13 protein-coding genes are annotated in these 13,379 nt (G+C 67.4%); 8 read left to right on the top strand and 5 right to left on the bottom strand.

What is annotated here, in order from left to right:
- Window positions 1-12: 12 nt before the first annotated feature.
- The 5 genes from AC07SQ_RS26950 to AC07SQ_RS26930 all read right to left on the bottom strand — a co-directional run bounded on the left by AC07SQ_RS26950 (window position 13) and on the right by AC07SQ_RS26930 (window position 4,653).
- Window positions 13-1,308, bottom strand: coding sequence for a TRAP transporter large permease (locus tag AC07SQ_RS26950; RefSeq protein WP_070059673.1), 1,296 nt, complete (start codon window positions 1,306-1,308; stop codon window positions 13-15).
- Window positions 1,309-1,316: 8 nt separating this feature from the next.
- The gene (locus AC07SQ_RS26945; RefSeq protein WP_062470671.1) at window positions 1,317-1,805 is read right to left on the bottom strand and encodes a TRAP transporter small permease; all 489 of its coding nucleotides are present in this window, start codon (window positions 1,803-1,805) and stop codon (window positions 1,317-1,319) included.
- Between the two features lie 97 nt (window positions 1,806-1,902).
- Window positions 1,903-2,880: a TRAP transporter substrate-binding protein gene (locus AC07SQ_RS26940; RefSeq protein WP_495273347.1), complete on the bottom strand. Its 978-nt coding sequence runs from the start codon at window positions 2,878-2,880 to the stop codon at window positions 1,903-1,905.
- A 46-nt stretch (window positions 2,881-2,926) separates the two neighbouring features.
- On the bottom strand, window positions 2,927-3,814 hold the full coding sequence (locus AC07SQ_RS26935; protein ID WP_495273348.1) for an SMP-30/gluconolactonase/LRE family protein: 888 nt from the start codon (window positions 3,812-3,814) through the stop codon (window positions 2,927-2,929).
- Between the two features lie 14 nt (window positions 3,815-3,828).
- Window positions 3,829-4,653, bottom strand: a complete 825-nt coding sequence (locus AC07SQ_RS26930) for an NAD-dependent epimerase/dehydratase family protein (RefSeq protein WP_495273349.1) — start codon at window positions 4,651-4,653, stop codon at window positions 3,829-3,831.
- A gap of 109 nt (window positions 4,654-4,762) precedes the next feature.
- Between AC07SQ_RS26930 and AC07SQ_RS26925 the strand changes: the two genes are divergently transcribed.
- The 8 genes from AC07SQ_RS26925 (at window position 4,763) to AC07SQ_RS26890 (ending at window position 13,242) form a co-directional block, all read left to right on the top strand.
- The gene (locus AC07SQ_RS26925; RefSeq protein WP_495273350.1) at window positions 4,763-5,623 is read left to right on the top strand and encodes a FadR/GntR family transcriptional regulator; all 861 of its coding nucleotides are present in this window, start codon (window positions 4,763-4,765) and stop codon (window positions 5,621-5,623) included.
- Between the two features lie 123 nt (window positions 5,624-5,746).
- On the top strand, window positions 5,747-6,736 hold the full coding sequence (locus tag AC07SQ_RS26920) for a Bug family tripartite tricarboxylate transporter substrate binding protein (protein ID WP_062470659.1): 990 nt from the start codon (window positions 5,747-5,749) through the stop codon (window positions 6,734-6,736).
- 61 nt (window positions 6,737-6,797) lie between these two features.
- Window positions 6,798-7,709 (top strand): 5-dehydro-4-deoxyglucarate dehydratase, encoded by a 912-nt coding sequence (gene kdgD / locus AC07SQ_RS26915; RefSeq protein ID WP_062470656.1) that lies wholly within the window; start codon window positions 6,798-6,800, stop codon window positions 7,707-7,709.
- A gap of 52 nt (window positions 7,710-7,761) precedes the next feature.
- The gene (locus AC07SQ_RS26910; protein WP_495273351.1) at window positions 7,762-8,220 is read left to right on the top strand and encodes a nuclear transport factor 2 family protein; all 459 of its coding nucleotides are present in this window, start codon (window positions 7,762-7,764) and stop codon (window positions 8,218-8,220) included.
- Window positions 8,221-8,234: 14 nt separating this feature from the next.
- Window positions 8,235-9,224 (top strand): Bug family tripartite tricarboxylate transporter substrate binding protein, encoded by a 990-nt coding sequence (locus AC07SQ_RS26905; RefSeq protein ID WP_495273352.1) that lies wholly within the window; start codon window positions 8,235-8,237, stop codon window positions 9,222-9,224.
- 16 nt (window positions 9,225-9,240) lie between these two features.
- On the top strand, window positions 9,241-10,602 hold the full coding sequence (gene gudD / locus AC07SQ_RS26900) for a glucarate dehydratase (RefSeq protein ID WP_495273353.1): 1,362 nt from the start codon (window positions 9,241-9,243) through the stop codon (window positions 10,600-10,602).
- Between the two features lie 52 nt (window positions 10,603-10,654).
- Window positions 10,655-11,752 carry an SMP-30/gluconolactonase/LRE family protein gene (locus AC07SQ_RS26895; protein WP_495273354.1) on the top strand — a complete coding sequence of 366 codons (1,098 nt, stop codon included), beginning with the start codon at window positions 10,655-10,657 and terminating at the stop codon, window positions 11,750-11,752.
- Window positions 11,753-11,805: 53 nt separating this feature from the next.
- A complete protein-coding gene (locus AC07SQ_RS26890) occupies window positions 11,806-13,242 on the top strand; it encodes an aldehyde dehydrogenase family protein (protein ID WP_307694252.1) in 1,437 nt (478 codons plus the stop codon).
- Window positions 13,243-13,379: the final 137 nt, after the last annotated feature.

Below are 13,379 nucleotides of genomic sequence, written 5' to 3'. Positions count from 1 at the left end.
TTTCTCTTTTCTTTACTTCACCACCATGAACAGGCTGGGCAGCCAGGTGGAAAACGCGGGAACGAAGGTCACGACCCCGAGCGCGAAGATCAACGCGCCGTAGAAGGGCCAGATCGTGCGCATCACCGTGCCCACCGACACCCCGCCGATGGCGCAACCGACGAACTGCGTGGTGCCCACGGGCGGCGTGTTCAGGCCCAGCGCGCAGTTGATGAGCATCACCACGCCGAACTGCACCGAGGTCATGCCGTACTGCTGCGCAATGGGCAGGAAGATCGGCGTGCACAGCAGGATGGTCGCGGCCATGTCCAGGAAGGTGCCCAGCACGAACAGGATGATGTTGATGAGCAGGAAGATCATCCACGGCGTGGTCGTCACCTGCGACAGCATCTGGCCCGTGAGCTCGGCCACGCCGTACAGGCTGATGAGGTAGCCGAAGGTGCTCGAGATGCCGATCAGCAGCAGGATCACGCCCGTGGTGCGCACGGCCTTCGAGGCGGCCTTGATGAAGTGCTCCCACTTCAGCGTGCGGTACACGAAGATCGTGAGTGCCAGCGCATAGAGCACCGCCACCGCCGCCGATTCGGTCGCCGTGAAGATGCCCGACAGGATGCCGCCGAGGATCAGCACCACGATGAACAGGCCCGGCAGCGCCGCCGCGAACGAGCGCGCCACGATGGCCCAGCCCGGGAAGCTGCCGGCCGGGTAGCCGCGCTTCACCGCCACGAGGTACGCGGCCGCGAGGTTGCTCAGCGTGAGCACGGCCGCCGGCAGCAGCGCCGCCAGGATCAGCGCCGCGATCGACACCTTGCCGCCCGCCGCGAGCGAGTAAATGATGAGGTTGTGGCTGGTGGGCATCAGCGCGCCGACCAGGGCCGCGTGCGTCGTCACGTTGACGGCGTAGTCGGCGTGGTAGCCCTCCTTCTTCATCATCGGGATCATCACGGCGCCCATGGCCGAGACGTCCGCCACGGGCGAGCCCGAGACGCCGCCGAACAAGGTGCAGGCCACCACGTTCGACATGCCGAGGCCGCCGCGCACGTGGCCCACGAGGTTGCGCGCAAAGTTGACGATGCGGTCCGCGATGCCGCCGTAGAGCATGAGCTCGCCGGCGAAGATGAAGAAGGGAATGGCCAGGAACGAGAAGATGCCCATGCCCGAGGTCATCTGCTGGAAGCCCACCGCGAGCGGCAGGCCTTCGTACAGCAGCGTGGCCAGGGCCGACAGGCCGATCGAGAACGCTACCGGCACGCCGAGCAGCAGGAACAGCGTGAACGAGAGGCAGAGAATGAGAAGAGGGGTCGTCATGATGAGGTTCAGCCCCAGGCGGGTTCGACTTCGCGGCCTTGGGCCAAGGCGATGATGTGTTCGATCGAGAACATCACGATGAGGACGCCCGACACGGCGGCGGGCACGTACTTCCAGCCTTCGGAAATCCACAGCGTGGGCAGGCGGTAGTCCCACACCGATTCGGCGAGCGAGGCGCAGTTCCAGGCCATGGCCAGGCCGAACAGCAGGATCAGCGCGTGGATGAGGTATTCCATCTTCAGGCGCAGCCAGTCGGGCGCGAGCACGAGGAACGATTCGAGTCCGATGTGGCCCGCGTCGCGCACGCCCACGGCCACGCCCAGCATGGTCACGTAGAGCACCAGCAGCAGTGCGAGGCTCTCGGCCCAGGTGGGGGTGTTGTTGAGCACGTAGCGGCCGAACACCTGCCAGCTCACGGCGCAGATCACCGCGACGAGACCGAGGATGCCCAACCACATGCAGGCACGGGCGAGCGTGCGGCAAAGTTTGGTGTACATATTTCCAGCGCGAAAAATGGAGAGGCTCCGCCTCTTCGTGGCCCCCGGCAGGGGGCGCAGGGTCACGAAGTGCGCGAAGCCTGGGGGCGAGCCCTGTTTACTTCGTGTCCTGGACGCGCTTGACCAGGTCCTTGAGCTTCGCGTCCGTGATGAACTTGTCGTACACCGGCTTCATCGCGGCCTGGAACGGGGCCTTGTCGACGTCGATGATCTCGGCGCCGCCGGCCTTCACCGTGGCCAGCGACTTCACTTCACGCTCCTGCCATTGCTTGCGCATGTAGGGCACCGATTCCTTGGCGGCCTGGCGCAGCCAGCCCTGTTCTTCGGTGGAGAGCTTGTCCCACGCGCGCTTGGAGAACAGCAGCATCTCGGGCGCCATCGAGTGCTCGGTCTTGCTGTAGTACTTGGCGACCTCGAAGGCGCGCGCGCTTTCGTAGGTGGGGTAGTTGTTTTCGGCGGCGTCGATGAGGCCGGTCTTCAGGCCCGTGTAGACCTCGCCCATCGGCATCGGCGTGGCGTTGGCGCCCATGGCCTCGAGCATCGACACCCACAGGTCGGACTGCTGCACGCGAACCTTCAGGCCCTTCATGTCGGCGAAGTTGCGCACGGCCTTCTTGGCCGTGAACATCGAGCGTGCGCCGCTGTCGTAGTAGGCCAGGCCCACGAAGCCCTGCTTCTCGCACGACTTCAGGATTTCTTCGCCGACCGGGCCGTCGAGCACCTTGTGCAGGTGCTCCACTGAACGGAACAGGAAGGGCATGGTCGGCACCTGCGTCTCGGGGCAGATGTTGTTCATGGGCGCGATGTTCACGCGCACCATCTGCAGCGCGCCGATCTTGGTCTGCTCGATCGTGTCCTTCTCGTTGCCGAGCGCGCTGTTGTTGAAGACCTTGATGCTGTGCTTGCCCCCGGACAACGCCTTGAGCCGTTCGCTCATGAACTTCACGGCGGTCACGGTGGGGTAGTCGTCGGGGTGGATGTCGGCCGAGCGGAACTCGGTGGCGCCTGCAGCCAGTGTGGTCAACGCGGCCGCAGCGCCGGCAGCAAGTGCGATGAGTGTCTTGTAGAGCTTCATTTGTCTCGTCCTCTTGGTGGTTGTCGTCAATAAAAAAGAAAAGGGGTCAGCCGAAGGCCGGCTCTGGCACGCCCGCCACGCCGGGGCGCAGCGCGAACACGCCGCCGGCCAGCGGCTGGTCCGACAGGTCGATGCCGCCGGGGCGGATCGAGGTGACGAACAGCGTGTCGAGGTTCGTGCCGCCGAAGGCGCACATGGCGGGCTTCTTCACCGGCACGGCGAGCGAGCGGTCGAGCCGGCCGTCGGGCGTGAAGCGATGCACCAGGCCGGCGTCGTTGCCGCAGATCCAGTAGCAGCCGTCGACGTCCATCGCCGCGCCGTCGGGGCGGCCGGGCAGGGGATTCATGTCGACGAAGAGACGGCGGTTGCTCGGCGTGCCGGTGTCGGTGTCGTAGTCGAAGGCCCAGACGGCCTGCACGCTCGGGTGCGAGTCCGACAGGTACATCGTGCGGCCGTCGGGGCTGAAGGCCAGGCCGTTGGGCACGATCAGGTCGTCCAGTTGCAAGGCCGCGCCGTCGTCGCCGGGGCCGTGGCGGTACAGGCGGCCGACGCGCGCGCCCGCGGCCATGTCCAGCAGCATCGTGCCGGCCCAGAAGCGGCCTTGCCGGTCGCAGCGGCCGTCGTTGAAACGCATGCCCGGCGCGGCGTGTGCCACCGGAGCGAGCGGCGTGGCCGCGAGCGTGCCGTCGGTGCGCGGGCGCAGAGAGAACAGGCCGCTTTCCATGCCGGCGATCCATTCGCCGGGCCGGTCGGCACGCGGTGCGATGCAGGCGATCATTTCATCGGCGCGCCATTGCCCATGGCCTTCGCCGGCATGCCAGCGGCTGAGCGTGCGCGCGGGAATGTCGACCCAGTACAGCGCCTGCTGCGCGGCCAGCCACACCGGGCTTTCGCCCGTGCCGTTGCGCGCGTCGAGAACGAGTTCGGCTTGCATGCGGTGCGGCGCGGTCAGTCGCCGAACGGGCCTTGCGCGGTGAAGGCGCCGCCCTGGTAGATGGCGTTCGGGTCGGTGGGCGCCACCGGTGGCTGTGCCTCGACCTTGTCGCGGAACACCTCGGAGCTGTCTTGTGGCACGAAGCCCAGGTGCGTGGCGGCGGCGTTGTCCCACCACAGGTCGCGGTTGGCCGACATGCCGTAGACCACCGTGTGCTTCACGTCGGGCGTGAAGAGCGACTTCTCGATCAGCGTCGTGAGGTCGCGGTAGCTGAGCCAGGTGCTCATCATCCGGCGGTTGAGCGGCTCGGGGAACGACGAGCCGATGCGGATGCTCACCGTCTCGATGCTCCAGCGGTCGAAATAGAACTGCGCCATGTCTTCGCCGAAAGACTTCGACAGGCCGTAGTAGCCGTCGGGACGGCGCGCGGCGTGCGCGTCGATGTGCTCGTCCTGCTTGTAGAAGCCGATCACGTGGTTCGAGCTGGCGAACACCACGCGCTTCACGCCGTGGCGGCGCGCGGCCTCGTACAGGTTGAACACGCCCTTGATGTTGGCTTCGAGCACTTCTTCGAACGGGCGCTCGACCGACACGCCGCCGAAATGCGCGATGGCGTCGCAGCCGGCCACCAGCGCGTCGACCGCGGCCTTGTCGGACAGGTCGCAGGGCACGACTTCTTCATGCGCGCCCGTGGCCGGCGCGATGTCGGCGATGTCGGAAAGGCGGATCACGTTCGCAAAAGGCGCGAGCCGTTCGCGCAGCACGCGGCCCAGGCCGCCGGCGGCGCCGGTCAGCAGCAGGCGGCCGAGCTGGGGGGAGGGGGCTTCAGGCGTCGACATGTCTTCGGGATGTGTGAGGGGAAGCGGAGGAGGTGGACAACGTCGTCACCGTTTTTAGGTGATAAGTTATCTGTTGTCGTACAACTGTGAGGGGATTATGATCGTCGTCATGGCCTCAACGACTGCGGGTAATCCCGAGGTTCAGACAACGACCGCTGACAACCCGGCGGGCAACGCCGCTTTCGTGGGGCGGCCGCGCCAGCGCGCGCGCGGCCTGGCGAACGGGCTGGTGGAAGACCTGGGCGAGAAGATCCGCAGCCAGTCGCTGCGCCCGGGCGACAAGCTGCCGACCGAGTCGGCCATCATGCAGGCCTACGGCGTGAGCCGCACCGTGGTGCGCGAGGCGCTGTCCAAGCTGCAGGCGGGCGGGCTGGTCGAGACGCTGCACGGCGTGGGCACCTTCGTGCTGCAGCCGCGTCCGGGCGGCATGGGCGGCGTGTTCCGCCTCGATCCCGGCGAGATCGCGACCTCGGTCGACGTGCTCGCCGTGCTCGAGCTGCGCATCAGCCTGGAGACCGAATCCGCCGGGCTGGCCGCGAGCCGGCGCACCGACGAGCAGCTGGTGGCGATGCGCCAGGCGCTCGACGCGTTCGAGCAGAACGTCAAGGTGGGCGGCGACACCGTGGCGCCCGATTTCGCCTTCCACCTGGAGATTGCGCAGTCGACCGGCAACCCCTACTTCGCCGACATCATGCGGCACCTGGGCACGACGATCATCCCGCGCACGCGCATCAGCGCGATCCGCGTGCAGGACGGCAGCTACCTGAGCCGCGTGAACCGCGAGCACGAGGAAATCTACGCGGCCATCGCGCGCCGCGACCCCGAGTCGGCACGCGCCGCGATGCGCATCCACCTGACCAACAGCCGCGAGCGGCTGCGCATGGCGCAGGAAGCCGCGCAACAGCACAAAGCCAGGGCAGAGGCGGCCGGAAACGGCGCCGCCTCGTCCGACAACACCCCTTCGCGCTGAGTTCGCCCCGGGTTTTCGGGGCTCAAGTCTGGACAAGCTGATTTTCTAGTTGTACGATGACTGATAACATGCGGAGCCATCACGGCCTCGCATGCCTGCATCGAACCTCAGGAGACAGCCCCCATGACCGTCAACCGACGCGGCGCGCTCGGCGCCGCCCTCGCCACCACACTGGCCGCCAGCCTGCCCTTGCACGCGTTTGCGCAAGGGGCGGGCGGCACCTGGCCTTCCAAGCCCATCCGTCTCATCGTGCCGTACCCGCCGGGCGGCTCGTCGGACATCATTGCGCGCGCCATCGGCCAGCCGCTGTCCGAAGCGCTGGGCCAGCCCGTGGTCATCGAGAACCGTGCGGGCGCCAACGGCAACCTCGGCGCCGACATGCTGGCCAAGGCGCCGGCCGACGGCCACACGCTCATGCTGTGCGACCTCGGCGCGCTGGCCATCAGCCCGTCGCTGTACCCCAAGCTGCCGTTCGATCCGTCGAAGGACCTGCGCAGCGTGGCCATGCTGGCCTACTCGCCGCACCTGCTGGTGGTGCACCCGTCGGTGCAGGCCAACACGCTGAAGGAGCTGGTCGAGCTGTCGAAGAAGAGCGACCTCAACTTCGCCGTCACCGCCAGCGGCAGCACCGCGCACCTGGCCGGCGTCGAGCTGCAGCGCAAGAGCGGCGCCAAGTGGGAGTACGTGCCCTACAAGGGCGGCGTGCAGGCCGTGCTCGACACCGTCGCGGGCCAGACGCAGGTGCTCATGAACGGCATGCTGGCCACCTACCCGCATGTGCAAAGCGGCAAGCTCAAGCTCATCGCGGTGTCGAAGTCGACGCGCATGCCGCTGATCGGCAGCGTGCCGACCATCGCGGAGCAGGGCGTTCCCGGCTACGAGTCCGGCACATGGCAGGGCGTGGTCGCGGCGCGCGGCACCCCTGACGCGGTGATCGCCCGGCTCAACAAGGAACTGGTCCGCATCATCCGCACGCCCGACATCCGGGCGCGCCTTGCGGGGCAGGGCGCCGAGGTCGTGACCATGACCGCGCCCGAGCAGGACCAGTTCTTCGCCAAGGAACGCGCGCGCTGGGCGCAGGTCATCCAGCAGGCCAATCTCAAGCTCGACTGAGCGGCCCCTTCTTCTTATCTCTTCTTTTCCTCATTTCTCTTTTTTCACTGGACGACTTCCGATGAATCCGCAAGAACTCAAGACCATCATGGGCTCCGGCCTGCTCTCGTTCCCGCTGACCGACTTCGACAGCAACGGCGACTTCAACAAGAAGGGCTACATCGAGCGCCTCGAATGGCTGGCGCCCTACGGCGCGAGCGCGCTGTTCGCCGCGGGTGGCACGGGCGAGTTCTTCTCGCTGACGGGTGACGAGTACCCCGGCATCATCCAGACCGCGGTCGACACCTGCCGCGGCGTGGTACCGATCATTGCTGGCGCCGGCGGCCCGACGCGCTTCGCCATCCAATGCGCACAAGCCGCAGAGAAGGCCGGCGCGCACGGCATCCTGCTGCTGCCGCACTACCTCACCGAAGCCGGCCAGGAAGGCCTGGCCGCGCACGTCGAGGCCGTGTGCAAGAGCGTGAAGTTCGGCGTGATCGTCTACAACCGCGCCAGCAGCCGCCTCAAGCCCGACACGCTGGCCCGCCTGGCCGAGCGCAACCCGAACCTCGTGGGCTTCAAGGACGGCGTGGGCGACATCGAAGCGATGGTCGCGATCTTCCAGAAGATGGGCGACCGCTTTGCCTACCTGGGCGGCCTGCCCACGGCCGAGGTCTATGCCGCCGCCTACAAGGCGATGGGCACGCCCGTGTACTCGTCGGCGGTCTTCAACTTCATTCCGAAGACGGCGATGGACTTCTATCACGCGGTCGCCAACGACGACATGGCCACGCAGCACCGCCTGCTGAAGAACTTCTTCATGCCTTACCTGGAGCTGCGCAACCGCGTGCCCGGCTACGCCGTGAGCATCGTGAAGGCGGGCGCCAAGCTTGTCGGCCACGACGCCGGCCCCGTGCGCGCGCCGCTGACCGACCTGAAGCCCGACGAGATGGACGCACTGAAGGCGCTCATCGACACGCTCGGCCCGCAGTAAGCCGGCACTGATCGCAGTCGACCGCACCACAAGACAAACAGGAGACAACGACATGCTCATCAGAAAATTCCTGCTCGCCGCCGCAGCGACCGCCGTGTTCGCGGGTTGTGCCACCAGCGGTGGCAGCAGCAGCGGCGCAGCGGCCGAACCCGCAGTTGCGGCGGCCGCCGAGCGGCTGCGCGTCGCCATGGTCGACCCGACGCCCGCCGCGCTGCGCGCGCTGGTGTCCGACGACCTGAGCTACGGCCATTCGGGCGGCAAGGTCGACACGCAGGCCAGCTTCATCAGCGACCTGCTCGACCGCAAGTCCGACTTCGTGACCATCGCGATCACCGACCAGACCGTGAAGGTCGTCGACGGAAACACCGCCATCGTGCGCCACACGCTCACGGCCGACACCAACGACTCGGGCAAGCCCGGCAAGGTCGCGCTGAAGATCCTCGGCGTCTGGCAGAAGCAGGGCGGCGAGTGGAAGCTGCTCGCGCGCCAGGCTGTGCGCCTTCCTTCCTGATCGGACCACCGCGCATGAAGAGAACGCAATTCCTGGCGACGGGCCTCGCACTCGCCACCACCGCGCTGCTGCTGCCGCTGCACGCCTCGGCGCAGGCCGATGCATGGCCGCAGCAGAAACCCGTGACGATCATCGTGCCGTTCCCGGCCGGCGGTTCCACCGACATGGTGGCGCGCGCGCTGGCGCAGCAGCTGCAGGGCAAGCTCGGCGGCAGCTTCGTGGTCGACAACCGGCCCGGCGCCACCGGCACCATCGGCACCGGCTTCGTGAAGCGCGCACTGCCCGACGGCTACACGCTGCTGGTGTCGTCGCTCGGCGCCTTCGTCGTCACACCGCACCTGCAAAAGGGCGTGCCCTACGACGCCACCAAGGACTTCGACTACATCAGCGTGCCCGTGCAGGCGCCCAACGTGCTCGTGGCGAATGTCGCGCGGCCCGAGCGCAGCGTGGCCGACGTGCTCGCGCTCTTGCGCAAGGCGCCCGGCAAGGTCTCGTTCGCGAGCTCTGGCAACGGCTCGTCCGACCACCTGTCGGCCGAACTCTTCTGGCAGCAATCGAAGACCGAAGGCGTGCACGTGCCCTACAAGGGCGGCGCGCCGGCGGTGAACGATCTGCTGGGCAACCAGGTCGACTTCTCGTTCCAGAACGTGAACGCCGTGCTGCCGCACATCCGCGCCGGCAAGCTGCGCGCGCTGGCCGTCACCGGCGACAGGCGCTCGCCCGTGCTGCCCGACGTGCCCACGCTCGCCGAAGCCGGCGTGAAGGGCGCCGAGGTCTATTCGTGGCAGGGCATGGCCGCGCCCAAGGGCCTGCCCGCCGCCACGAAGAAGAAGCTGAGCGACGCGGTCATCGCCGCCATGCAAGACCCCGAGACCAAGAAACGCATGCTCGACCAGGGCCTGGAAATCGTCGCCAGCACGCCCGAGGACTTCACCGCCTTCCAGTTGCGCGAGTGGGCGCGATGGAAGACATTGATCGACACCCGCCACATCACCGCAGACTGAGCCACCGAGCCCGAAGATGACCTCTCCTGAATCCGCTGCCTCCCCCGTCGTGTCGGGCGCGCCCGTCGTCACCGCCATGCGCGTCGTGCCCGTGGCCGGCCACGACAGCATGCTGATGAACCTCAGCGGCGCGCACGGCCCGTTCTTCACGCGCAACCTGCTGATCCTCACCGACAGCGCCGGCCACACCGGCGTGGGCGAAGTGCCGGGCGGCGAGAAGATCCGCCAGACGCTCGAAGACGCGCGCGACCTCATCGTGGGCCAGCCCATCGGCAACCACAACGCCGTGCTCAACCGCATGCGCAGCGCCTTCGCCGCGCGCGACAGCGGCGGGCGCGGCCTGCAGACCTTCGACCTGCGCGTGACCATCCATGCCGTGACCGCCGCCGAAGCCGCGCTGCTTGACCTGCTGGGCCAGCACCTGGGCGTGCCCGTGGCCGCGCTGCTCGGCGAAGGCCAGCAGCGCGATGCGGTGCAGATGCTCGGCTACCTCTTCTACGTGGGCGACCGCACCAAGACCGACCTGCCGTACGAGACCGACCCCGGCGCCGACAACGACTGGTTCCGCCTGCGCCACGAAGAGGCCATGACACCCGAGGCCATCGTGCGCCTGGCCGAGGCCACGCACGCGCGCTACGGGTTCACCGACTTCAAGCTCAAGGGCGGCGTGCTGCGCGGCGAGGAAGAGGTCGAGGCGATCCGCGCGCTGCACGAACGCTTTCCGCAGGCGCGCGTCACGCTCGACCCGAACGGCGGCTGGCTGCTGGCCGACGCCATCCGCCTGTGCCGCGACCTGCACGGCGTGATGGCCTATGCCGAAGACCCGTGCGGTGCCGAGGGCGTGTTCTCGGGCCGCGAGGTGATGGCCGAGTTCCGCCGCGCCACCGGCCTGCCCACCGCCACCAACATGGTCGCCACCGACTGGCGCGAGATGGTGCACAGCCTCTCGCTGCAGTCGGTCGACATCCCGCTGGCCGACCCGCACTTCTGGACGATGCAGGGCTCGGTGCGCGTGGCGCAGCTGTGCCAGGCCTGGGGCCTGACCTGGGGCTCGCATTCGAACAACCACTTCGACGTGTCGCTCGCGATGTTCACGCACGTGGCCGCGGCGGCACCCGGCAAGGTCACGGCCATCGACACGCACTGGATCTGGCAGGACGGCCAGCGCCTCACGAAGGCGCCGCTGCAGATCGAGGGCGGTCTCGTGCAGGTGCCCACGCGCGGCGGCCTGGGCATCGAGCTCGACATGGCCGAGGTCGAGAAGGCGCACCAGCTGTACCTGACGCACGGCCTGGGCGCGCGCAACGATGCGCAGGCGATGCAGTTCCTCATTTCGAACTGGACCTTCGACAACAAGCGGCCCTGCATGGTCCGCTGAGCGCCCCCGGCGCTGTTTACGCGCCGACCGTCCCGACATTCAAGGAGACTGAATGAACAAGCACATGGACCGTCGTCGCCTGCTGCAAGCAGCCGCCGGCTCGGCACTCGGCGCGGTGGCCGCCGCCGCGGGCGCCCAGTCGTTTCCCTACAAGCCGCAGCAGCGGTATCCCGATCCGTCGGTGCTGATCCTCGACCCCAGCTTTGCGAAGTACCGCATCTACAGCAGCACGCTCGAGCAGGTCGGCACCGGCATGCGCTGGGCCGAGGGCCCGGTGTACCTGCCGCGCGAGGGCTACCTCGTGTGCAGCGACATCCCGAACAACAGGCTGATGCGCTACGAGGAGAAGACCGGCGAGTTCAAGGTCCACAAGGCGAACGCCGGCTACTGCAACGGCAACACGCGCGACCGGCAGGGCCGCCTCATCAGCTGCGAGCACTCGGTGACGCGGCGCGTGGTGCGCACCGAGGCCGACGGGCGCATGACCGTGCTGGCCGACCGCTACCAGGGCAAGCGGCTGAATTCGCCGAACGACGTGGTTGTGAAGTCGGACGACACCGTGTGGTTCACCGACCCGCTCTTCGGCATCTCGGGCACGTGGGAAGGCGAGAAGGCCGCGCCCGAGCAGGCGACGACCAACGTGTACCGCCTCACGCCCGACGGCCAGCTCTCGGCGGTGATCACCGACCTCGTGAACCCGAACGGCCTGGCCTTCTCGCCGGACGAGAAAAAGCTCTACGTTGTCGAGTGGAAGGGCACGCCCAACCGCAGCCTCTGGAGCTACGACGTGGCGGCCGATGGCAGCGTGTCGAACAAGCTGAAGCTCATCGACGGCACGGGCGCCGCGGCGCTCGATGGCTTTCGCGTCGACCGCGACGGCAATCTCTGGATGGGCTGGGGCTGGAACGGCGCCGTCGCTCCCGAACCCATCGATGCCGGCAACGGCATGAAGGTCTATCAGCCGCAGGCGAAGTCCGAAGACCTCGATGGCGTCAAGATCTTCAATGCGCAAGGCAAGCCCATCGGTTTCATCCGCCTGCCCGAACGCTGTGCCAACCTGACGTTCGGCGGCCCCAAGAAAAATCGCCTCTACATGGCGGCCAGCCATTCGCTGTACGCCCTCTACGTGGAGTCCGAAGGCGCCACCTAGCCTTGGGACTTTTCCAGCCTCCTCACCGCAACACGCACACAAGGACATCGACGATGACTGAATTCAACAACCTCATCAATGGCGAATGGCTGGCTGGCCAAAGCTACAGCCCCAACATCAACCCCAGCAACCTGGCCGACGTGCTGGGCCAGTACACGCAGGGCGACAAGGGCCAGGTCGACGCGGCTGTGGCTGCTGCCACCGCGGCCTTCCCCGCTTGGGCGACGGGCAGCATCCAGGCGCGCTCCGACGCGCTCGACAAGATCGGCACCGAGATCCTCGCGCGCAAGGAAGAGCTGGGCACGCTGCTAGCGCGTGAAGAGGGCAAGACCAAGGCCGAAGGCATCGGCGAGGCCACGCGCGCGGGGCAGATCTTCAAGTTCTTCGCGGGCGAGTGCCTGCGCCTGTCGGGCGAGGTGCTGCCGTCGGTGCGTCCGAACATCGGCGTGGAGATCACGCGCGAGCCGGTCGGCGTGGTCGGGCTCATCACGCCGTGGAACTTCCCCATCGCCATTCCCGCCTGGAAGATCGCGCCCGCGCTGGCCTTCGGCAACTGTGTGGTGCTCAAGCCCGCCGACCTCGTGCCGGGCTGCGCCTGGGCGCTGGCCGAAATCATCAGCCGCTCGGGCATTCCGGCCGGCGTGTTCAACCTCGTGATGGGCCGCGGCAGCGTGATCGGCGATGCGCTGGTCAACCACCCGGGCATCCATGCGATCAGCTTCACGGGCTCGGTGGGCGTGGGCCGCAACATCGCGGTGCAATGCGTCACCAACCACAAGAAGGTTCAGCTCGAAATGGGCGGCAAGAACCCGCAGGTGGTGCTCGACGATGCCGACCTCGCACAGGCCGTGGAGCTCAGCGTGCAGAGCGCGTTCTACTCGACGGGCCAGCGTTGCACGGCGTCGAGCCGCCTCATCGTGACCGAAGGCATCTACCCGAAGTTCATCGAGGCGATGAAGGCGCGCATGGCGAAGATCAAGGTCGGCGATGCGCTCGCGCAGGGCACGGACGTGGGGCCGGTGTCGTCGAAGTCGCAGCTCGACCAGGACATGGAATACGTCGCCATCGGCAAGGGCGAAGGCGCCACGCTGGCGGCCGGCGGCGAACTGCTGAAGCTGGAGACGGACGGCTACTACATGTCGCCGGCGCTGTTCAGCGAGTCCGCCGCAAACATGCGCATCAACCGCGAGGAGGTGTTCGGGCCGGTGGCGAGCGTGATCCGCGTGAAGAACTACGAAGAGGCGCTGGCGACGGCGAACGACACCGAGTTTGGTCTCTCGGCCGGCATTGCGACGACCTCGCTGAAGTACGCGACGCACTTCAAGCGCCACAGCCAGGCGGGCATGGTGATGGTCAACCTGCCGACGGCGGGGGTGGACTATCACGTGCCCTTCGGTGGGCGCAAAGGATCGAGCTATGGACCGCGGGAGCAGGGCAAGTACGCGCAGGAGTTCTTCACGACGGTGAAGACGGCTTACACGTTGGCCTGACGCTTTTCTTGTCTCGTTGGAAGCCCCCAGTTGGGGGCTTTTTTACGTCTGCCTGGTTCGGGGCGCGTGCACAGGCCACCGGGTACTTCCCTCCGCGAATGTCCCCCGGGGCTTCGCCCCTCCTCCTTGATTTCGCT

This window comes from Variovorax sp. GW821-FHT06D12 (assembly GCF_059419205.1).
This window is presented reverse-complemented; position numbering and strand designations above follow the sequence as displayed.

Bases quoted from the DNA above. Each gene is read 5' to 3' on its own strand.
- AC07SQ_RS26950 (WP_070059673.1), bottom strand. From the start codon at position 1,308: ATGACGACCCCTCTTCTCATTCTCTGCCTCTCGTTCACGCTGTTCCTG.
- AC07SQ_RS26945 (WP_062470671.1), bottom strand. From the start codon at position 1,805: ATGTACACCAAACTTTGCCGCACGCTCGCCCGTGCCTGCATGTGGTTG.
- AC07SQ_RS26940 (WP_495273347.1), bottom strand. From the start codon at position 2,880: ATGAAGCTCTACAAGACACTCATCGCACTTGCTGCCGGCGCTGCGGCC.
- AC07SQ_RS26935 (WP_495273348.1), bottom strand. From the start codon at position 3,814: ATGCAAGCCGAACTCGTTCTCGACGCGCGCAACGGCACGGGCGAAAGC.
- AC07SQ_RS26930 (WP_495273349.1), bottom strand. From the start codon at position 4,653: ATGTCGACGCCTGAAGCCCCCTCCCCCCAGCTCGGCCGCCTGCTGCTG.
- AC07SQ_RS26925 (WP_495273350.1), top strand. From the start codon at position 4,763: ATGGCCTCAACGACTGCGGGTAATCCCGAGGTTCAGACAACGACCGCT.
- AC07SQ_RS26920 (WP_062470659.1), top strand. From the start codon at position 5,747: ATGACCGTCAACCGACGCGGCGCGCTCGGCGCCGCCCTCGCCACCACA.
- kdgD (WP_062470656.1), top strand. From the start codon at position 6,798: ATGAATCCGCAAGAACTCAAGACCATCATGGGCTCCGGCCTGCTCTCG.
- AC07SQ_RS26910 (WP_495273351.1), top strand. From the start codon at position 7,762: ATGCTCATCAGAAAATTCCTGCTCGCCGCCGCAGCGACCGCCGTGTTC.
- AC07SQ_RS26905 (WP_495273352.1), top strand. From the start codon at position 8,235: ATGAAGAGAACGCAATTCCTGGCGACGGGCCTCGCACTCGCCACCACC.
- gudD (WP_495273353.1), top strand. From the start codon at position 9,241: ATGACCTCTCCTGAATCCGCTGCCTCCCCCGTCGTGTCGGGCGCGCCC.
- AC07SQ_RS26895 (WP_495273354.1), top strand. From the start codon at position 10,655: ATGAACAAGCACATGGACCGTCGTCGCCTGCTGCAAGCAGCCGCCGGC.
- AC07SQ_RS26890 (WP_307694252.1), top strand. From the start codon at position 11,806: ATGACTGAATTCAACAACCTCATCAATGGCGAATGGCTGGCTGGCCAA.